Raw genomic sequence first — 19,659 nt, 5'->3', positions numbered from 1 at the left:
ATGACCGAGTTCAATAAACGGCTGAAGGCAATCAGCACCCCAATACCTGGCCTAACCTTGTGGGACTTGGCGGTTCACGGCGACAGCCGCGGGTGGTTCAAGGAAAATTGGCAGCGCGAAAAAATGGTCGCAGCAGGGCTTCCGGACTTCGGGCCGGTGCAGGCCAATGTGTCGTTCAATGATGCCGTCGGGACGACCCGGGGGATCCATGCAGAGCCTTGGGACAAGTTTATCTCGATCGCCAACGGAAGCGCGTTTTGCGCCTGGGTCGACTTGCGAGAGGGCCCGACCTTCGGCACGGTATTCACTGCCATCCTTGACCCATCTAAGGCGGCTTTCGTGCCTAGTGGGGTGGGGAACTCCTTCCAGACTCTTCAACCGAACACTAGCTACGTGTATCTGGTGAATGACCACTATAATCCAGGCGAAACTTACACATGCGTTAACCTTGCTGACGAGACACTCTCCATCCACTGGCCCGTCCCACTTCGAAACGCGAATTTGTCCGCCAATGATCGTCGTCATCCTAGGTTGAGAAATGTCGCGGCCATACCCCCTAAAAAGATTCTGGTGCTGGGCGCAAGTGGACAACTAGGCACAGCGCTTCGGGAACACTACGCGAGGGCTTCGGACATCGAGTTCGCTGACCGATCCGACATTGATCTGCGAGCCGACAATCTTGAATCGCTCAGGGAATGGCGCAATTACAGCACAGTGATCAATTGTGCGGCGTATACCGCCGTTGACGACGCCGAGACGACCGAGGGGTGTCGAGAGGCGTGGGCTGTCAACGTCCGCGGGGTGGCAGCGTTGACGCAGATCGCGACAAAGTACCGATTAACTGTGGTACATGTTTCCAGCGACTATGTCTTCGACGGCAGCTCGTCGAACCCCTATAGAGAGGATGCGCTGCCCTCGCCGCTCAACGTGTACGGGCAAACGAAAGCAGCGGCTGACCAAATAGTCGCATCGACGCCGCGTCACTACATTGTGCGAACCTCATGGGTCATTGGCGCCGGCCGCAATTTCGTAAGGACCATGGCAACCTTGGCCCAGCGTGGGGTTGATCCGCGAGTAGTGAATGACCAGCGGGGGCGTTTGACCTTCGCTTCGGAGCTTGCTGCGGCCATTGATCACTTAGTGAGCGAGACGGCACCATACGGAACTTACAACGTTACCGGAGGTGGACCCGTCAGATCTTGGGCCGAGATCGCACGCCGAGTATTCGATTTAGCGGGTAAAGACCCCAGCAGAGTGACGGGAGTAAGTACGAGCGAGTACAACAAGACCGCTGCGACTGCTGGCGCCAAGCGACCTTCCAACAGCGCTTTAGATTTGACCAAGATCGAATCGACCGGGTTCCGGCCAGCTAGCAATGACGACGCGCTGTCAGAATATATTCAGAGTATTGCGTCACAAATAGCATGAGCGGAAGCGGTTCATTTACGCAAAAGGGCGTGGGGCCGCTGACTGCTCCCGTTCGAATTTACAACCCATTACCCACTGTATTGGAACATTTTGTTGGCCGCTTACAGGAGTGCTTCGCCAGTACCGGTATCGAATCGACAACACTTCCATCCGCGAATGGCGAAGTAGGCGGCAGCCATCGCGCAAAGGCCGCCGCATTTGCATCCCATCTGCGCACGGCTCGCCGACATGTGCGAACCGGCGAGCCCAACGTTGTTGCTTGGCCACTCCTCGGTTGGTGGGATATGCCGCTATGGCGCCACCGCACCAGAAGGAGTTTTGTCGTAGTACACGATCCAGAACCGCTCGTGCCACAGAATGGACTTTCGCCTCGCGCGGCGCTCAACGCGGCGCGACTCGTTACCAATCACGAGTGGCCTCATATCGTTACGATGAGCCCGGAGGCGTACGCAATCGCTGAAAAATTCTTCCCTCCAGATCGGGTTCACCTGGCCGCCCATCCGATGCGCAGCCCTGCGGCGGCCGCCGCAGCAAACCAGCGCCCCGTAGTCCTCGTTCTTGGGCAATATAAGCCCGCGCGCGACCTTAATGTCATGTCAGCGATTGCGCCACAGTTACGAGCGAATGGATGGCAGCCAGTCGTTGCAGGCAGAGGATGGCCCGAAGTTCCCGGCTGGCGAGTTATCAATAGATTCCTAAGTCGCAACGAATTTACCGAACTACTTGACGCATCAGCCGTATTGCTGCTCCCTTACCAGCACTATTTTCAAAGTGGCGTAGCACTTCGGGCACTTGAGTGCGGCATACCCGTTGTCGGACGTGAAACGGGATTTCTTCGATCGGTTCTAGGCCCCGACTTCAATGGCGCAGTGCAAAGGTGGGACGATCCGAGCTCGTGGGCCTTCGCTGTGGACCGTGCAACAGCTGATGCTGCCGGCCAGATCGCGGCCGCGCAAGCCTACGCGTTCCGCGCAACGCTTGACTGGCGAGGGTTAATCGAAAGGCCGCTGACATGACGCCGAACTACGTTTCGCCTTGTCCCGGTGCATCGCTCGGGTTATCGGCCATTCACGTGCTGACAGTGCACTACAACACGCCGACTTTAACATGCCGTTTGGTCCAGGCCCTGCCAGAACGGACATTGTCTGGTCGCGAGGTGTTTGTGCATATTCTAGACAACGCCTCCGAACCACCCAACCTAGCCACCCTGCGCGCGGATATTAGCCAGCGCCAAAACGTCACCTTAACCTCCAACACAGTGAATGTGGGCTTCGGCGAAGGAGTGAACACACTATTCCGCGTGAACGCTTTTCACGATTCGAGCGTGATCTGGATCCTAAATCCGGACACACTCTTGGACGACGGATGCCTTGATGCCCTGGAGCAGGCTCTGACACGGGAGAAATTATTCTCTGTAGTCTCGCCGCTGATCTACAGCGGTGAAGGAGGCAGTGCGTGGATCTGGTATTGCGGCGGATCTCTAAGCGAAGAGAAAGTTCGCGTCGAACATAATTTTTATGGACAAAGCCTCAAGCAAGCACCTGCGAAGCCATTCGAGACAGAATTCATTACAGGCGCAGCGCCTATGATGCTAGCCGCAACGTTTCGGGCCGTAGGCGGATTCCCTTATGGTTACTTCCTCTACTGGGAAGACGTGTATTTTTCCTGGAGAGCGCGTGGACTTGGGTTCAAGCTAGGAGTCGTACCGTCTGCGACACTGTGGCACGCAGTCGGCGCCTCCTCTGGTGTTGGTCAAAGTGCAACCTTCTATTACTGGTTTGCGCGCAATAGGTTTCGATTTGCCCGCGACATCGGTGTTAATCCGCGAAGTCTGCTCGTCGGCTCTAGAGGAGTAGACACGTTGCGACGTGCAGTACAAGCCGTACGCGAGAGGGATGGAAAGTCGGTTAAGCTGCGGGCCTTCTTCAGGGGATTGCGAGACGGCCTCGCGGACGCCGAGGATGGCGGCGGTATCTCCCAAACGACGAGGTCGAAGATGTCTGGCAACCCATGACTCCTGCCGACGGACCAGAGATTGAGCCGCTGCAACAACGGTCTACTACCGCCAAATCGAATAAGCGTCCTCACTTGCTAACAGCGAGGACGCGTAGATCATTCTTCAAATCCGCTATGGGCGCGCTAGCCGCATCGACGGTGTTCAGCAATATACCTGCGCACGCGGTCCCGGCATTACCAGGCCCGCGCGTCCCGACGGGCGCAAAACTACGGGGATTGAACCATGTCGGCAGTTTCGAACAGGACTATCAGGACACCATTTGGGGCGGGTTCTGGCGCACCTGGGATTGGTCCAATTGGATCCGGCCCCAAATGGAAGACATCGCCAAAGTCGCCAACTCGGTCAGATTCTGGGGCAATACGCTGCCCATCGCGGACGGAAGCGTCTCTTTGGATGAGTACCTCGGCCGCTGGGAGCAGGTACTCAATCTTGCGCGCGAGCTCGGCTTATACGTGTACCCCTGCGGCGGAGACCTCCGGCATTGGGGCGATTTCAGTTGGAAGCAGTCGACACAAACTTATGCGGTCTGGTCTCAGCTGCTTGCCGAATACAACAACGTCATTGGCGTCGATATCACTAATGAGGCCTCTGACACACTACAAAGCGAACCTAGTCGATATAGCTACCGTGAATCGGAACCCGCCGATCGACTGCTCGAAAAACTGTCCGATCTGGTGAGACGCCAAGGAATACCGGTAACGCACTCAAGGAGCATCCGCCAAAAGGCGGGTTGGACATCAGCTTACTTCACCGATTATCTAGCCGATTTCTTAGATTTTCACGTCTACTATCCTGCCGCCGCCAATGATTCCGCGGACGCATATCGGCAACCTTGGGGCGAAGGAAAGGAACTGATCATCGGCGAGTTTGGGAAGGATACGGAGGTACCGTCTTCCGTAAGGACCGACTACTACGACAAGATTCGTGCGATGTGTGTGAGCGATAGCCGATGCAAAGGGGCGTTCGCTTGGTCGGCATGGGATTTAGGGCCGGCAGAACCAACCCAATGGGGTCTTTTCGACGGACATCGTCAGCTGAGATCGGACATTGGTGACGCTTTCTTGTCGTTCCCGACGAAGGATCCATAAACCGCAACGGCTGATTCGCGGCCGTTGAAGCCTTCGAGACGCGGCCGCCACGACTCTTCAACGCTCGTATGGCCCCGCAAGTGAATTCGGTGGCCTCGGTCCGGCGTGGACAAGAGAAGCAGATCTGTTCAGCACCAGTTCACCGCCATCTTCTCTGATTGAGTTCCGACTTTTGTACGGGTGTGGAGTACTAGCGAATCCCAGGACCGCACCCAGGAAACTGCCGATCAGTAACGAGTTCGGTGCCTCAAGTGGTAGCGGAGCAAACCATGCCACTGCCAGCAGCCCCGCCAACGTTGCAGCTACACAGACCAGCTGCGGGTTTCGCGACGTTTGTCGAACGGAACTCAAAAGGGGACCGAGCATCGCAAGGAGAACCAACGTCAAGCCCACCACGCCCGTTTTTGCCAGTGTCCACCAGTAGAAGTTGTGAGAGTAGTACGGCGCCCGGTCATACCAGAAGGTCCCCTTCTCACCGCGAGGCGCTTGGTAGGCGTAGCCGAACCCATGGCCAATCGCCGGCGCGGTGTCGAAAGCCGCCCGCAGATTCCCGAGTTCGTGTTCGCGATAGGCCGCCGAGCTATCACGGGCGAGGGCGTCTGACCTCAGGCCACCCACGACTCGCGACGAGTATGCGCTGACCTGGGAGGCGAACCAACTGCCGCCCGGTACGTCGGACAGCAAAGGGGCAGCAGTGACGATTACGCCGGCGACCCCCGCAACCAAGATTGCACCGGCGAAGGCGCGTCGGAACGCACCCCAGCTGCGTACTAGAAGCACCGCACAAATTACGGTTACCCCGATGCCAAGGAGGTGATTGCGAGAGAAAGCGAGCAACAATGTCAATATTGCAGGGACAGACCAGCTCCAGGATCGAAGAAGCGAAATACGACCATCGACAGCTATCGCTGTGCACACAGCCAATGTGGCCAACGCAAAGAACGTGGCATCCGTCAAAAATCGGGTTGCAGTGCCGCTATCGTTACCCGACTCAAAAAGAGACGCTGCTTCCGACCGCCCTGCAATGCTTATCAGCCCTGCGGACGCAAGCGCGATAACGCTCGCGGAGATCCACAGTGAGAACCTCATGGCTCGCATACACGCCGCTACGAGACCCGGCTTGGCAACCGCAGCAGCTGCCACGATTACGGCCATAACCATCTCGGCTGGATAACGGACATCGCCGACGATCCGAACTAGCTGTGCGCCTGCCGCTACCCAAGCCGTAGCCGTGCCGAGCAGCAGCCATAGCAACAGCACGACCACTGTGCGCAGGGTGGTGTTCCTGGCGGGTTGGGCGATAGCCCAGAAGAATGCCCCAACCAAAAGAAGTTCGTACACGCGAACGCTGAAGCCGCCAACCGAGAAGCCAGTCGGAACGAAAGCGGGCAAAGCAGTCGCGGCGGCAATGATAGTCAACGGAACTGTGAGATGTGACCGCCCTAAGAGCAACAGCGACCCCACGGTTGCAATCAGCAATACGACCACCAGCGCCGGATACTGCAGCGCAGCCGCCGTAAGCGCCAAGGCGACCACAACCCCCCCCAGCATCCACATGCACTGATGGTAACTGCCCAACAATTGAAGGTCTCGACAACGCCGCACATCGGCCAGCGCCGTTTGAATTGTCGGATGCCAACAGATGGCAGGCCCGTCCGACTTCGATGGCCGGTGCGGGGCGTTACCTTTCAAATAGGGCTGAGCAACCATCCTGCGCACAGGCGCACACACTGACTCTCACCTTTTATCGTGGCTTCCTCGACTTCACCCGAACAGCTACAACATGTCGCCAAGCCGACCAAGAGGCTTTCGGTAGAAGGTCGCGCCTCCAGCCGAGCGTGGCGTAGACCGCCACGAATAGGATCGCGGACCCGCAAAACGGCCAGATGGCCGACGCGCGGCTATCAGGAGCCGCGAGGATCCCAATTGGGAAGGAGAGTAGGAATGCGGTTACCGCAAGTCCGAATGGCCCAGATACTCCGCGGAAGAACATAGCCATTGGAATCTTTGCGCGTGAATGCATATACCACATGCTAGCGAGGTTAACGAGAGGCACGCCAATGCCGAACGCGATCGCCAAGCCAATGAAACCCTTTGAGTAGCCCAACGCCACTGCGAACGCTACCTGCGCCACTCCCCCGACAACTGCTACCTGAGCCAAGATCCCTGTTCGATTAATCGCCGAAAGCAGAGAGGTACAAACGCCCGTCGAAACGTTGGTCGCGATACCTGGCAATAGCGCAAGTAGAACGTAGATAACCTGCTCTTTAGATGTGCCTAACCATAGAGGAATGCCGCTGAAGGCTGTTGCCGCCATAGCGAAGGGCGCAAACAAGGCGACAGCCGCATTTCTGCGAGTTAAATACTCATATTGATCGAGCACGCCCACCCAGCCGTCAGCTATGTGACTGCGGGTTAGATGGGGCATCAAGGCCCCCGGAATCGCCGCGCCCAGTACCTGCGCTCCCATCGCGAGCCTGCTTGCGAGTTCATACACGCCGGCAGCGGCCGGTCCGAGCATGATCCCCGCGATCAACTTGCCGGATTGGAGCAGCATTATTGCGCCTGCGGCGGCAATTTGCGAATTGATCCCAAATGTAAGAATATCGCGGGCTAAAGCTAAGTTGGGTAAGCCCATAATCAAGCGTTTCTCGTCAGAGAGGATCATAATGATCACGGCCGCAAGCCCTGCAAACGTACCCGCCGCTGTTCCGATTGCGAAGGCCTCTAACGAAGGTGAGATTACGAGGGCGGCGACACCTCCGAGGGCTTGTAGAGTGGACAGTATGGCCAAGCCAATATTCGCGTGCACTTGCCGGCCGCGACCAATTGACGCAGCGGCGAACACACGAGCGATAAGGCCAGTAATCGTAATTAGCGTTGCACATAGAATCAGCAGTCGGGTCAGCTCCAAATTCTCCGTCCGAAGGACTCGCTCCACGAAACTTGGTAACGCTAGTGACAGCGCAATGAGAACGCTCCCAAGCAGCAGCAATACGCTGATACAGATACCGACTACGGCACCTTCACTCTTAACGTCTCCCTTCGCATGGAACAGAGCCACGTTACGATTGGCCGCGCGCGAGACACCCATATCAAACAATGCCGCATATTGTGCGATTGCCCCGGTCATCGACCAAATTCCGAAGTCATGCAATCCGAGGCGGCCAACAACGAATGGCGTGGAGATTAGAACCGTTCCGTACCCAGCTACTATCGGAAGGAGCTGTGCGATCGCCCCTGTCTTGAGAGACTGGACGCTTCTTGCCGACCGACTCATGACAACTTCCTGCCAAGACTCTTTCGACGCCTTCGGCTAGAGCGATTCAAGTCGCGCGTGGTGTACAGCACCGAAAAGATGGCGGAGGCGCGACGAGCGTCAGCTAGTCGCGTCGGGGTAGTTTCGCGCGGTGCAAGAGCTATCGAAAGCACGTCTGCGTACACCAACTACTCGGCCCCCTGCAGCATAGACGTCGCGGCAACATTATCAGCGCAGTCCGAGCCTTGCCGCGCAGCGCTCCGCGTTGGATCACGAATCGCTGCACTCTCGCGTTCAACCTAGAGCTATCAGTCCGCGCCGACGAGCGGCAACTCGGCCTTCGGACGAATTGTCAGAGGCAGACTCTCACCGGTCCGCGCTTTCGGTCGCGACGATTGTAAGCGAGTGCAAGAAACATGGTCGTCGCGAGGCCGGGTGCATCGGGCTGCCGCTTCCAAACACTTCGCGGGCGGTTCCAATGCTCAGGTTGTTGGCGTCGTGCCCTTACGTCTCAAACATGGTGGGCGAGGTGGGCGCACCACGCGCATTTGCAAGGTCCCGAGAAAGTCTGCGATGTCCCTAGGCTGGACAGGTGATTCGTAGACGATTGTTCGTCGTTGTAGCTGTACTGCCTGGGCAGTAAAGCTTGCTTTGCCAATCGAAGCGGCGGCGCCCAATAGCTGCACTCCATGGGAGTCGACGCCTGGGACCCCGCGAATCAGCACTTCCAGCAGGACACCCATCAGCGCTATAGGCAGGCCTCACCAATCGGCCGGCCCCCGATCTTGGCCTCGAAGTCGGAGAACCCTTCAGAGCCGAGCAGTGCTCCTCGGCCGACGTCTCGGCAATCAGCACAACCCAAAATCGACGATCATCGATCGGAGGCTCGCTGATCAGATCCCATTCGAGGCCGAGCTCGCTCTTAACCTGTCGCGCGTACCGGTGGCTCCGCATCCTTTCGCGGGTAAGCTGCGCATCGGGATGTTGCGTAGCAGCGTTGACCGCAGCAGGAACGAACGTAAATCACTTGCGCGATGAGAAGAGGGTGGGGCGATGCGCGGATGAGCGGCAATAAAGACGTCTTCTATGATCAGAAGTTCTATGAGGGACAGCGCGCCAATTCGTCGGCATCGGCGCATCTGGTCATACCGTTGGTGAAGGACATTGTCGACCCGCGGTCCGTTCTCGACGTGGGGTGTGGCGTCGGGACGTGGATTAATGCGTGGCTCCAAGCTGGAGTCGAGGACGCCCTGGGAGTCGACGGCGACTATGTCGATCGCAATTTGCTCCAATGCCCTGCCGATAAGTTCGTTAGCCACGATCTGAATGCACCCTTATCATTGGCGCGCCGCTTCGACCTGGTGACGTGCCTTGAAGTCGCTGAGCACTTGCCAGATTACTCCGCCCCGACACTGGTTAAGTCGCTTATCCAGCACGGTGATGTCGTGATGTTTTCGGCCGCCGTTCCTAATCAGGGAGGCACACATCACGTAAATGAGCAATGGCCGTCCTACTGGGTTGCCCTTTTCGACACCCACGGCTTCAACCCGTACGATCTGATTCGCCCCCGCATCTGGTTCAACGACCGAATTGAATGGTGGTATCGGCAGAATATCCTCATATTTGCCAATGAGGACGCGGCGTCCCGATTAGACCTTGCGTCCAGTGAGGCACCCATCGATATCGCTCATCCGGCGTTCGTCGAAGCCGCCACGAGAGCTGTACCTTTGAGCACCCAAGTGAAGGAAAGGCTTCGCGAGGGCGGGAAGCGCTTGCTAGCCGACACCCCGGTCGAGAGGCCGCTGCGTCGGCTCGCGAAAGAACGACGTAGCCGTTAGACAAACCTGCGATTACCGACAGCTCGAAATTTTGTAGGCGTTAGCATCTGAACCCACAGATAACCACGCGCCGCGCCGCATGCCGCGTCATGGAAAGCGGCGAGAGGTGCGATGGGATACCACCTGCAACGATGGACGACGGCGACCCACTCAAGCATCACAATCGCGCAGGACGAGTGATTTTAGGCACTGCTCATAATCGTTGCAGACCGTATCCCATGCGTAGTGCTTTTGCGCTCGGTGTAGACCAGCCTCACCGGCCTGTTCTCGCATAGCCGGGCTATCCATGAATTGCAGAACTGCAGCCGCAATCTTTTGAGGCTCGGGATCGACGAAATTGCCATCCGGTCCAAGCACCTCACGATTAAAAATGGTGTCCCGCGCCAAGACGGGTGCCCCCGCCGCGATCGCCTGCACCAGCGCCGGGTTAGTGCCGCCAACGCTGTGACCGTGGAAGTAGGCGCCGGCGTGCTGCCAAAGGGCTAACAAGAGCTCATCATTACTCACCTGCCCTAACCAAGTCACATGTTGGTAGGTCTCGGCGAGAACCTTGGCCTTTTCGTCGAGTTCTCCCCCGTAACCTGTGCTGCCAACAATAACGACCGGGTACCTGCTTGCAATTTCAGGAACCGCTGAAAAGAATTCTGGAACGCTATTTTCTGGCACGAATCTTGCAACCATCAGCACATAACCGCCATGCGTCAGGCCATGAGGAACGTCTAACGATTTTGGGATATCCCCACCGTAAGGGATGAACGTCCCCTCCGCGCCGAAAGTGTGCCTCCAATAATCTCCTATCGCGAGGGAATCAAAAACTAGCCCGCTCGCCCATCTCGCTGACAGAATTGCGCCTCGCCGGAACACGCGTTGAGCCAAGGGGCTCCACTTGGCGCGTTCCCATTCGATCCCATCGACATTCATTAGCGAGGGGACGCCGCGAGCGTTTAATAGCGGAAGGAAGTACCCGTTAGCCACGTTCATGACAAGGGCAACATCGGGCTTATGCTTGGCCGCGTGAAATGTGGATGTAAGGCCGTAGGAAAGTGTGCTCAGGCTCTTGGTCTCTAGTCCCATGGTCAGTTGCGAATGGACCCGAGTGTCCGCTTCCCCATCGCCACCGGCAATCGCACCCTTGCGACCGTAAACTGTAACGTCCCAGCCAGCATTGACCAAGTAGGGTGCTAATTTGCGGACTGCGGTTTCGAAACCCCCGTAGTAGCTCGGGTAGCCGCGTGTACCGATTATTGCGACCGAAGGCAAGGCCACTCCCCCTTCTCATAGTGCATATATGCCGGTCAATTGGCAACGGAATCGTCCGATATGATTCAGATAAAGTTGAAATCCGACGCAGTCCTGGCTAATGCCCTGCATTCACGGCTTTATGCCGCTCGAATCTGACCCTGCGACATTGACTTGAAGCGCGCTCTAGAGATAGCTTACGTCGTCTTGTATCGCCGTTGCGTGACGGGCCGTGCGGGCAGATCACCCGCCGACCTGTCACGGGATTCGGAAGCATTAGCGCTTGTTGTCTTGCTGGACTCTGCACTTCCACCCCGGGTTGATGAATTCCCGCCCCGACGACCCTCATCTTCACCGTAATACCCGTAGTTATAACTGTATGAACCGGTGCCACGCGTGGGTACCATCGTGAAGACAGCCCCAAGGAGTGGAGCTCCCACGCTTTCCAGGCTTCCGACAGCATGAGCCAATTGTTCGCGCTTCGTTTGCCCAAACCGCGCCATAATCAGCACTCCGTCGGCCCCAGCGGCAAGAATTGCAGCGTCAGTTACCGCAAGTAACGGCGTCGAGTCAATGATGACGTAGTCGAACCGCGATCGTAACTCCGCCAAGACTTTTCTGGCGGACTGAGATCCGAGAAGCTCGCTAGGGTTCGGAGGAACGGCGCCAGAGGTGAGCACAGATAATCCGGGGAAACGAGTCTTTTGCAGCGAGTCGTCAATTGATACCGCGCCGCTGAGAACAGTGCTAAAGCCGACCTTGCTCATCAAGTCGAGGTACTTCGACAACGTCGGCCGACGCATGTCGCCGTCGACAAGCACTACGTTGTGTTCGGCTTCCGCGAGTGCCAAGGCGATATTGATTGCCGTGGTGGACTTTCCTTCGTGCGGCATCGAACTAGTAATGACAATAACCCGCGGCGGATTGTCAACCGATAAGAACTGGAGGTTCGTTCGCAGCTTGCGGAACGCTTCGGCTATCACGCTGTTGTCATTCTCGAAAGCTATCGCTGCGTGCCTGCGACGCTCCTTATCCAGCGGCACCGTGCCGACCAAACCGACATTGGCAATTTGTTCGAGCGTCGTCCGGTCCTTGACTGTATTGTCAAGCAGATCGCGAATCAGTGCGAAGCCCACTCCAAGAACCAGGCCAAGCACAAGACCAACTGCAATATTCCGCGCCCTCTTTGGGACTACTGGGCTGCTCGGAATGGAAGCCCGTTGCTCGACCACGACTCGGGAATCGGCCCTAGTACTGTTCTCGGGCGTCTCGAGTTCGCGCACTCGACCGACGAACTCGTCGGATAGCGTATTCGCTATATCGCGCGCTCGCACAGCGGATTCATCCAGCACTGCAACATCAATCAGCACCGTATCCGGTTTGGCTGTAGCTGTAATCCGCGCCTGCAGTTCATCAGCGCTCATATCCAGCCCGAGTTTATCAATTGTCTGCTGCGCTAAAGCCTGGCCGGTAAGCAATTCGGTGTACGACGCGACGCGCTCTTGGGAAAACCGATTACCTTGATACGTCTCCGAGAGTGAGGACCCTGCACTGGTCGATACGAATAACCTCGTCGATGCTTGATAGAGCGGCGTTGTGAGCAGGGTGATAACCACAGCGCCTAATAAGGTAACGACCGCGACCACACAAATGGTCACCCATCGGAGGCGGAGTAGCTTAACGAACGCTTGTAGAGACAATGTTTAACCTCTTAACCGCCGGGTGGATTTCAAACCTACTGAGCACATCAAGCACATTGCCACTGCCGCCTTCACACTGGCATCGGCCACAGTTTGGGACCCCGCAGGGCGATGCGCGGACGACCGCGCTCTGTCTAGTTGTGGGAGCATTCAGGAACCGAGACTCTGGGGTTCGTGGGTTCAACCAAAGGCTGTACTGGCACACGAGGCGCGCCGGCCGCAGTTGGTTCGGATAGTTGGTAGCTGATATCGCCCGTCTGCCCCGGAGGGATGATCACTTGAACCTCAAAAACGGGGTGTCCACGTTCAGTGCTCACTATCGCTGGCACCCGCTGTCCATTGAGGATTGCAGCCGACAAGTTCGCGCCCTTCGTTGCGAAAAGGCGAACAGAAATAATGTTGGTGCCTTTCGGAACCTCAATGGGAACATCCGGTGACAAACCCGCATCGCCAGCAACGTAGTCCGGAAGTGGCTCACTCGGGACTTCGTTAGTCAACTTGACGGTCACAGTCGACGCGCGGGTATCACCTTTGCAGTCGTCGGCCGCATATTCGATTTGCGATTTGAGGTAATAGTCGAGCTTGTTTCCGCCGAGGTTGTTGAAAACCACTGCGGCGTATGGGGCGTCGTCATCCGGTATCGAATGGGACAAGGCAGTCGTCTCCAGCAGTCGCTGTTCCTCGGGGACTGAACTCCACACCGCAATGCGACGTTCGCTTACCGACTTGCCCAAAGCATCGAGCAACTGCCTCGGCGACTTCACCTGGCCCGTGATCTTGTTAACGACTGCATTCGCGATTCCCTGCAGATACTGCTTGCGCGCCAATTGATCCGTCGGGAACCGCTTGTAGGCAGTCGATTCCGTGAGCTCGACAACATTGTCTTTTGAAACAACTTCACCATCGGGCATGGTGATCGGTCCCACGGCACCTAGCAGGTAACTCAGAGCGACCGGATCGATGGCGATGACTCCGTCGACCTTCGTACCCGTCTGTTGCTCCCACATGGTGCGCCAAATCTGCGCCGCGTAAGGGAAATGCGGGCTCATATTACTGTTGCGGAAATCGGTGAAGGGGTTGGCGAAGCCGTATTGCTGGTCGTACTCCAACCCGAGATCGATAGGCGCAAGGGCGTCTGCGAGATCGATGTTGGACCCGAGGGTGTCGACGGTCGGCTTGCCGTTATCGAACCGGAGGACGCCGAACCCGCCGAGCAATCCACCGGTCCCCCGCGCCTCAGCATTGGTCTGAAATCCCATGAAGTAGGTGCGTGGACCATCTGCACCCATCATCGGCGGGACCAAACGCGCTGCCAACGCGGTGTTCTCCAATATCGATGTGAGATCGGCGATTTGGCCCTGCAGCTGGGTCCGTGCGTCACCAATCGTCGACAGATAGTGCGGATCCTGAATCGCGCCGGCTTCGGCGTTGAGCCGCGTCGCCTTCTCGGCCAAGGTGCTGAGCTGAGCCTCTTGGCTGCGCAGCAGGTCGACATCGACCCGGCCGTCTTTGTACAGCCGGTCGGGCGAGATTGTCACACCGACATCGGCAGCTGGCTGCAACACATTCGTCGCCAGACCGGACACGACATCGGTGATCTGCTGGCCTGTCTTGAATGGGCTTCCCAACCATGGAACGGCGGCGACAATGTTCCACGCCAGCGAGTGTGTGGCATCGCGTGCAGCCTGGGCGCTGTCGGTGGCATCGCGGGCCGACGCGGCTGCGGCCTTGGTATCCGCTGCTAACAGAGAGTCTTTGGCTTCCTGAGCGCTGCCTCGCGCCTGCTCGAGGTTCGACTTTGCCTGCAGCGCGCCAACGGCGACCCAACAGCCCAGACCGAGAATCAACAGAACCACAACTGTGGACGCAACGATGAATCCACGACTGCGGAGCAATCCCGGAGCCCGACCACGCTCCTCGTCGTCGGCTTCTTCCTCGGCGTTCAGTCGGTGATCATGTTGACGTCGCGAAAACAAACCCACTCAGATGATCCTGACAATAGATGAGGCCTGCACGTCAGACGACGTGCAGGCCTCAGCACGACAGATGCTCAGCAAGGTCCGCCTTTAGCAGGATCCGGTGCTGACCGTCCCGTACGGACCGATTCCCACGGAGTTGCCGCCCAAGCAGACATCGAACTTCACGCCGCGGGAAATTGCCTCATTCTTGCGAAGCTGGGCCGCCCGTGTCGCAGCGAGCTGACCGAAGAAACTGTCGGGGTTCGCCGCTGCGAAAGCCTCGAGTCGGGTGGCGCGGCGATCCTGCGACTTCGCGCTCTGGTCGAGAAAGACACTGACGAGCTGCAACGAAGTCGCCGTCACGATGTAGACCGGTCCCTTTGGCTGCAGAGGCAGATCAGCGAAGCTCGGCGCCGCAGGAAGCTGGATCGCCGGAGCCGCATTCGCGGCGACCGGAGCAAACGCGGCACCGACCGCAACGGCGGCAGCAGCAGCAGTCACCTGGAATTTAGTAGCAACGGTGGTCATGTCCCCCCACACTTTCGTTCGTAAATAGTTGCTGGAAGCATTGCACGGTCCTCCAGTGCTGTCAAACCAAACCGCGAAGATTTCTCGACCCGATCGGCAACGTAACAAATGTGGTGTTACCAGCAGATCAACGGAACGAAGCTATGGCGCAGTCGGACGCGGAACCCTCGCTCCATACCCTCGATTAGCGACGCGGGGTGTCACTCCTTATGAGAGTTTGCTGAAGCCATTGAACCCCCCTATTTGCCAAGGAAGCGGCGTCCGTGGTCCAAGTCTCAACCATGGCCACGAGTGGGCAGGGCGGTCAGAGACCAGACAACTGAAGGGCATCCTGGAAGGGCGCCGATAGCGTTTCTAAGGGACTAGTAAGGGCCGGGCGCGACGGGGCGAGATGTCGCCGTTAGCATCAGGAACCATGACCAGCGTGACTGAGCCTGCCGCCGAGCACGAGATCGACATCCACACCACCGCGGGAAAGCTCGCCGATCTGCGCAAGCGCGCTGAAGAGGCCCTCCACCCGGTTGGTGAAGACGCCGTCGACAAGGTGCACGCCAAGGGCAAGCTCACCGCCCGCGAACGCATCCTCGCGCTGCTGGATGAGGACTCGTTCGTCGAACTCGACGCGCTCGCCAAACACCGCAGCAAGAACTTCGGTCTGGAGAAGAACCGTCCGACCGGCGACGGCGTGGTCACCGGTTACGGCACCATCGACGGCCGTGACGTCTGCATCTTCAGCCAGGACGCCACCGTGTTCGGCGGCAGCCTCGGCGAGGTCTACGGCGAGAAGATCGTCAAAGTCCAAGAGCTGGCCATCAAGACCGGCCGCCCGCTGATCGGCATCAATGACGGTGCCGGCGCCCGCATCCAGGAGGGCGTGGTCTCGCTCGGCCTCTACAGCCGGATCTTCCACAACAACATCAAGGCCTCCGGCGTCATCCCCCAGATCTCGCTGATCATGGGCGCCGCGGCGGGCGGGCACGTCTACTCCCCCGCACTGACCGACTTCGTCATCATGGTCGACCAGACGAGCCAGATGTTCATCACCGGACCCGACGTCATCAAGACCGTCACCGGTGAGGACGTCACCATGGAGGAACTGGGCGGCGCCCACACCCACATGGCCAAGTCGGGCACCGTGCACTACGTCGCCTCCGGCGAGCAGGACGCCCTCGACTACGTGCGCGACCTGCTGTCCTACCTGCCGCCCAACAACTACGCGGAGCCGCCGCGCTACCCCGCACCGCATCCCGGCCCGATCGAGGAAAGCCTCACCGAGGAAGACCTCGAGCTCGACACGCTGATCCCGGATTCGCCGAACCAGCCGTACGACATGCATGAGGTCATCACCCGCATCCTCGACGACGACGAGTTCCTCGAAGTCCAGGCGGGTTACGCGCAGAACATCATCGTCGGCTTCGGCCGCGTCGACGGCCGGCCAGTCGGCATCGTGGCCAACCAGCCCACCCAGTTCGCCGGCTGCCTGGACATCAACGCCTCCGAGAAGGCCGCTCGCTTCGTGCGCACCTGCGACTGCTTCAACATCCCGATCGTCATGCTGGTCGACGTGCCGGGCTTCCTGCCGGGCACCGACCAGGAGTACAACGGCATCATCCGCCGCGGTGCCAAACTGCTGTACGCCTACGGTGAGGCCACCGTCGCGAAGGTCACCGTCATCACCCGCAAGGCCTACGGCGGCGCCTACTGCGTGATGGGTTCCAAGGACATGGGTTGCGACGTCAACGTCGCCTGGCCGACCGCCCAAATCGCCGTGATGGGCGCCTCCGGTGCCGTCGGGTTCGTCTATCGCAAGGAGCTCAAGGAAGCGGCTCAGAAGGGCGAGGATGTCGACGCGCTGCGGCTCGAGCTGCAGCAGCAGTACGAGGACACCTTGGTCAATCCATACATTGCCGCCGAGCGCGGCTACGTCGACGCGGTCATCCCGCCGTCGCATACCCGCGGATACATCGGCACCGCGCTGCGTCTGCTGGAGCGAAAGGTCGTTCAGACCCCGCCGAAGAAGCACGGCAACATCCCGCTCTGACCGATTCGCCTGTTAGACAAGGAGTTCAGCTGTGGACCATGATGCCGATATCGTCGAGGTCTCCGATCCGCGGGACATGACGATCGACGACCCGCCCCAACGCGACCCGCACTTCCAGGTCGTCAAGGGCAATCCCTCCGCCGAGGAGATCGCCGCGCTGGTGACCGTGTTGGCCGGTGCGGGTGGCGCCGGCCACGCCGACCCGGGTCCGCAGGAACTCAACCCGTGGGGGCATCCGGTCGACAAGTTGCGCTACGACGTCACCAGCTGGCAGCGCGTCACGCTGCTGGAGCGGATGCATATGCGGCGATGACGCGGGTCGTCCTGGGCTCGGCCTCGGCCGGCCGGCTCCGTGTCCTGCGCCAAGCCGGTATCGATCCACTGGTGGTCGTCTCCGACGTCGACGAAGATGCGTTGATTGCCTCGCTCGATCCGGGCACCCCTCCCGAGGCCGTTGTCCTCAAGCTCGCCAACGCGAAAGCCGTCAGCGTCGCGGCGCAGTTGCCACCAAACGTCGCGGCGGATTGCGTCGTGTTGGGCTGCGACTCGATGCTGTACCTGGATGGTTCACTGCGGGGCAAGCCGGGCAGCGACGAGGCCGCTCTCGAGCAGTGGGGTTCCATGGCGGGCTCGACCGGCCATCTGCTCACCGGACATGCGTTGCTTCGCATCGCCGATAACGTCATCACACATACCGAAGGCGAAACAGGACGAACTTCGGTGCAGTTCGGTACACCGAAAAAACATGAGCTGGCCGCCTATGTAAATACCGGTGAGCCTATTCACGTCGCCGGAGCTTTCACCCTTGACGGCCTAGGTGGCTGGTTCATCGATCGCATCGAAGGCGACCCGTCAAACGTTATTGGTTTGAGCCTGCCACTGGTGCGCCGGTTGGTCGAAGCAACCGGAACGCCGATCAGCGACCTGTGGAGCAGGCCCTAGCACTTCTCATTAAGGCGCCTGAGCGAGAGGATCACCTTCTGCTTCTTCGCAGAAGAGACGTCGCGGTCCGCGTTGGGCGACGTGTAGCAAACCGCCCAATTTGTGAGGTTGTATACCACCTGGTTGACATGCCGAGGGACGAACTGGAACTGGATGGGAGCGTCACCCGCGGCGCTACGCACATCATCGACGGCCGTCTGCAAAATGGAGCCTTTGACGTCAGGCATCGTCCACGTCCCGGTCGAGGCTGCATCGTCCGCCGCGGCATTGCCCGCCAGCGCCGGAGCTCCCGCCAACAGAACGGTAAACATAGGCACCGCCACAACGGTTCTCTTCAACAAGTTCTTTTGCCTCTCCACTAGTAAACGTGAACCTCTCGAACGATAGTGCATTAGCCGGATACCGGGGCGCGTGAAAGGCATATCGCCGCATACCACGGTCCTTTCGCCATCGCGCGGATATGCGCAACACGTGTGCAACCGGCTCGGAGGACTGCGAGCGCCGAAGCAAATCACTTCGCCGCCTGACCACGTAGGTCGGACCAAGCCGAGCGATTCGACCGCCGGGACGGGTTTGGACCCCACTTGTGCCTTTATTTGCGGCCCCCGGATCCGCGCGTGTCGGCACACGCGGTTTGTCCACAGATGGCTGCTGCTCGCAGATGTGGTCAGCCGCTGCGGAAGATGAAGCGCGACGCACTCAGTGACTCAGATCACTGTGTATTGCCGTAGAACCAGCTGTGGTCGATCAGCGATCATCTGACGGAGCCGCATAATGTGCACCGGGGGGATGTCATGGTTACTGCGCTGGACCGTTTTCGCGAATCGTCACAACGTCGACGTCGACGTGCAGAACGAGCAAACTATCGTCTGGACATTCAAGGTTTGCGAGCCGTGGCCGTTCTGGCCGTGCTCGCCGCCCACCTCACCGGCTGGCCGCGCGGCGGCTTCGTCGGCATCGACGTCTTCTTCGTGATCTCCGGGTTCTTCGTCACCGACATGCTGCTGCGCAGTGCCGAACCCACCGGAGATCACGAAGAANGCAAACCTTGAATGTCCAGACGATAGTTTGCTCGTTCTGCACGTCGACGTGCAGAACGAGCAAACTATCGTCTGGACATTCAGGGTTTGCGAGCCGTGGCCGTTCTGGCCGTGCTCGCCGCCCACCTCACCGGCTGGCCGCGCGGCGGCTTCGTCGGCATCGACGTCTTCTTCGTGATCTCCGGGTTCTTCGTCACCGACATGCTGCTGCGCAGTGCCGAACCCACCGGAACCGTGTCCCTGGGCCGCTTTTGGCTCGACCGGGCCCGCCGCATCCTGCCCACCGCCATCGCGGTCCTGATCGCCACCTACGTCGCGTCGCTGATCCTGCTGCCCGACCGCGCCCGCGACATCGGCATCGACGCGCTGTTCTCGTTCGCCTTCCTCGCCAACTGGCACTTCGCCGCACGGGGCGCCGAACCCGGCTCCCCGCTCCAGCACTACTGGCCGCTGTCCATCGAGGAGCAGTTCTATCTGCTGTGGCCGCTACTGATCCTCGCGGTCACCGCGCTCGTCGTCCGCCGCGCCTGGAGCCGCGACCGCTGGGTCGGCCTGATCGCCGCCACCAGCGGCCTGCTCAC

The 19,659-nt window shown here is 59.0% G+C and carries 16 protein-coding genes; 9 read left to right on the top strand and 7 right to left on the bottom strand.

Features of this window, described 5'->3' with window-relative positions:
* Genes MCHLDSM_RS21745 through MCHLDSM_RS37810 form a run of 4 tightly spaced genes read left to right on the top strand, consistent with a single transcriptional unit; the run spans position 1 to position 4,533 of the window.
* Positions 1 to 1,428 carry a sugar nucleotide-binding protein gene (locus MCHLDSM_RS21745; RefSeq protein WP_048471970.1) on the top strand — a complete coding sequence of 476 codons (1,428 nt, stop codon included), beginning with the start codon at positions 1 to 3 and terminating at the stop codon, positions 1,426 to 1,428.
* Entirely contained in the window at positions 1,425 to 2,444 is a 1,020-nt protein-coding gene (locus tag MCHLDSM_RS40550; protein ID WP_082169017.1) for a glycosyltransferase, read from the top strand. The genes MCHLDSM_RS21745 and MCHLDSM_RS40550 overlap by 4 nt, the downstream gene beginning before the upstream one ends.
* Positions 2,441 to 3,442: a glycosyltransferase family 2 protein gene (locus tag MCHLDSM_RS36525; RefSeq protein WP_082169016.1), complete on the top strand. Its 1,002-nt coding sequence runs from the start codon at positions 2,441 to 2,443 to the stop codon at positions 3,440 to 3,442. The genes MCHLDSM_RS40550 and MCHLDSM_RS36525 overlap by 4 nt, the downstream gene beginning before the upstream one ends.
* The gene (locus tag MCHLDSM_RS37810; protein ID WP_131722673.1) at positions 3,439 to 4,533 is read left to right on the top strand and encodes a glycoside hydrolase family protein; all 1,095 of its coding nucleotides are present in this window, start codon (positions 3,439 to 3,441) and stop codon (positions 4,531 to 4,533) included. Before MCHLDSM_RS36525 ends, MCHLDSM_RS37810 begins: the two co-directional genes overlap by 4 nt.
* Before the next feature lie 57 nt (positions 4,534 to 4,590).
* Here the strand turns inward: MCHLDSM_RS37810 and MCHLDSM_RS36520 are convergent, their stop codons facing one another.
* The gene (locus MCHLDSM_RS36520) at positions 4,591 to 6,090 is read right to left on the bottom strand and encodes an O-antigen ligase family protein (RefSeq protein ID WP_158023735.1); all 1,500 of its coding nucleotides are present in this window, start codon (positions 6,088 to 6,090) and stop codon (positions 4,591 to 4,593) included.
* Between the two features lie 187 nt (positions 6,091 to 6,277).
* Positions 6,278 to 7,813 (bottom strand): oligosaccharide flippase family protein, encoded by a 1,536-nt coding sequence (locus MCHLDSM_RS37420; RefSeq protein WP_109788907.1) that lies wholly within the window; start codon positions 7,811 to 7,813, stop codon positions 6,278 to 6,280.
* Positions 7,814 to 8,853: 1,040 nt separating this feature from the next.
* On the opposite strand from MCHLDSM_RS37420, the gene MCHLDSM_RS21735 reads away from it, so the two are divergent.
* Positions 8,854 to 9,630: a methyltransferase domain-containing protein gene (locus MCHLDSM_RS21735; RefSeq protein ID WP_060937670.1), complete on the top strand. Its 777-nt coding sequence runs from the start codon at positions 8,854 to 8,856 to the stop codon at positions 9,628 to 9,630.
* 150 nt (positions 9,631 to 9,780) lie between these two features.
* Here the strand turns inward: MCHLDSM_RS21735 and MCHLDSM_RS36515 are convergent, their stop codons facing one another.
* From MCHLDSM_RS36515 to MCHLDSM_RS21725, 4 genes are all read right to left on the bottom strand, one after another.
* Positions 9,781 to 10,896 (bottom strand): glycosyltransferase, encoded by a 1,116-nt coding sequence (locus MCHLDSM_RS36515; protein WP_322788667.1) that lies wholly within the window; start codon positions 10,894 to 10,896, stop codon positions 9,781 to 9,783.
* 170 nt (positions 10,897 to 11,066) lie between these two features.
* Positions 11,067 to 12,569, bottom strand: a complete 1,503-nt coding sequence (locus tag MCHLDSM_RS36510) for a tyrosine-protein kinase domain-containing protein (protein WP_082169014.1) — start codon at positions 12,567 to 12,569, stop codon at positions 11,067 to 11,069.
* 134 nt (positions 12,570 to 12,703) lie between these two features.
* Positions 12,704 to 14,551 (bottom strand): DUF4012 domain-containing protein, encoded by a 1,848-nt coding sequence (locus MCHLDSM_RS21730; protein ID WP_407661935.1) that lies wholly within the window; start codon positions 14,549 to 14,551, stop codon positions 12,704 to 12,706.
* 84 nt (positions 14,552 to 14,635) lie between these two features.
* Complete coding sequence (locus MCHLDSM_RS21725) at positions 14,636 to 15,055, bottom strand: hypothetical protein (RefSeq protein WP_048472019.1); 420 nt, start codon at positions 15,053 to 15,055, stop codon at positions 14,636 to 14,638.
* A gap of 415 nt (positions 15,056 to 15,470) precedes the next feature.
* Here MCHLDSM_RS21725 and MCHLDSM_RS21720 point away from each other — a divergent pair, with 415 nt between their 5' ends.
* The 3 genes from MCHLDSM_RS21720 to MCHLDSM_RS21710 are packed head-to-tail and all read left to right on the top strand — an operon-like array spanning position 15,471 to position 18,038.
* The gene (locus tag MCHLDSM_RS21720) at positions 15,471 to 17,096 is read left to right on the top strand and encodes an acyl-CoA carboxylase subunit beta (protein WP_048471966.1); all 1,626 of its coding nucleotides are present in this window, start codon (positions 15,471 to 15,473) and stop codon (positions 17,094 to 17,096) included.
* A gap of 31 nt (positions 17,097 to 17,127) precedes the next feature.
* Positions 17,128 to 17,409 carry an acyl-CoA carboxylase subunit epsilon gene (locus MCHLDSM_RS21715; RefSeq protein WP_048471965.1) on the top strand — a complete coding sequence of 94 codons (282 nt, stop codon included), beginning with the start codon at positions 17,128 to 17,130 and terminating at the stop codon, positions 17,407 to 17,409.
* Positions 17,406 to 18,038: a Maf family protein gene (locus MCHLDSM_RS21710; RefSeq protein WP_048471964.1), complete on the top strand. Its 633-nt coding sequence runs from the start codon at positions 17,406 to 17,408 to the stop codon at positions 18,036 to 18,038. Before MCHLDSM_RS21715 ends, MCHLDSM_RS21710 begins: the two co-directional genes overlap by 4 nt.
* On the opposite strand, the gene MCHLDSM_RS21705 is transcribed toward MCHLDSM_RS21710, so the two are convergent.
* The gene (locus MCHLDSM_RS21705) at positions 18,035 to 18,349 is read right to left on the bottom strand and encodes a hypothetical protein (RefSeq protein ID WP_048472018.1); all 315 of its coding nucleotides are present in this window, start codon (positions 18,347 to 18,349) and stop codon (positions 18,035 to 18,037) included. The two genes, MCHLDSM_RS21710 and MCHLDSM_RS21705, sit on opposite strands and share 4 nt — an antisense overlap.
* An 825-nt stretch (positions 18,350 to 19,174) precedes the next feature.
* Here MCHLDSM_RS21705 and MCHLDSM_RS21695 point away from each other — a divergent pair.
* The coding region (locus MCHLDSM_RS21695) for an acyltransferase family protein (protein WP_234714150.1) at positions 19,175 to 19,659 on the top strand (485 nt) is incomplete at its 3' end.

Source organism: Mycolicibacterium chlorophenolicum, assembly GCF_001044235.1.
Taxonomy (GTDB): domain Bacteria; phylum Actinomycetota; class Actinomycetes; order Mycobacteriales; family Mycobacteriaceae; genus Mycobacterium; species Mycobacterium chlorophenolicum.
Note: the sequence above shows the minus strand (reverse complement) of the source record. Positions and strands in the feature narration are given on the sequence as shown.